Source organism: Dendronalium phyllosphericum CENA369 (assembly GCF_016056275.1).
GTDB lineage: Bacteria > Cyanobacteriota > Cyanobacteriia > Cyanobacteriales > Nostocaceae > Dendronalium > Dendronalium phyllosphericum.
On record NZ_JAECZA010000305.1, the window covers coordinates 1 to 1,014 of the forward strand.

General features: G+C 48.2%; 1 protein-coding gene. It reads left to right on the forward strand.

The features are described from left to right. Window positions 1–92: 92 nt before the first annotated feature. Window positions 93–1,014, forward strand: a 922-nt coding sequence (gene psbA, locus I8752_RS34725; RefSeq protein WP_214436693.1) for a photosystem II q(b) protein, incomplete at its 3' end; no start/stop codon positions are given.

The window sequence follows — 1,014 nt, forward strand, 5'->3', positions numbered from 1 at the left end:
ACTTTACAAAACTCAACATATTTCGTAACATAATTTTACAGGCGAAAACAAACACGCCTAATACATAAACAGCAAATCGCAATCATAAAACCATGACAGCAACCTTACAACAGCGCCAAAGCGCCAACATTTGGGAGCAGTTCTGCAACTGGATCACCAGCACCAACAACAGACTATACATCGGCTGGTTCGGCGTACTGATGATCCCCACCCTGTTAGCAGCAACCACCTGCTTCATCATCGCCTTCATCGCCGCACCTCCGGTTGACATCGACGGCATCCGCGAACCAGTAGCAGGTTCCTTACTTTACGGAAACAACATCATCTCCGGTGCAGTAGTACCTTCCTCCAACGCCATCGGTTTACACTTCTACCCAATTTGGGAAGCAGCATCCTTAGATGAATGGCTGTACAACGGCGGCCCTTACCAACTGGTAATCTTCCACTTCCTCATCGGCGTATTCTGCTACTTAGGACGTGAGTGGGAACTCAGCTACCGCTTAGGAATGCGTCCTTGGATTTGCCTAGCATTCTCCGCACCCGTAGCAGCAGCCACCGCAGTATTCTTGATTTACCCTATTGGACAAGGTTCCTTCTCTGACGGTATGCCCTTGGGTATCTCCGGAACCTTCAACTTCATGATTGTTTTCCAAGCGGAACACAACATCTTAATGCACCCCTTCCACATGTTAGGTGTGGCTGGTGTCTTCGGTGGAAGCTTATTCTCTGCAATGCACGGTTCTCTAGTAACTTCTTCCTTGGTTCGTGAAACCACCGAAAGCGAATCTCAAAACTACGGTTACAAGTTCGGTCAAGAAGAAGAAACCTACAACATCGTTGCAGCACACGGTTACTTCGGTCGCTTAATCTTCCAATACGCTTCCTTCAATAACAGCCGTTCCTTGCACTTCTTCCTGGCTGCTTGGCCTGTAATCGGTATCTGGTTCACCGCTTTGGGTGTCAGCACAATGGCGTTCAACCTGAACGGTTTCAACTTCAACCAGTCTGTGATTG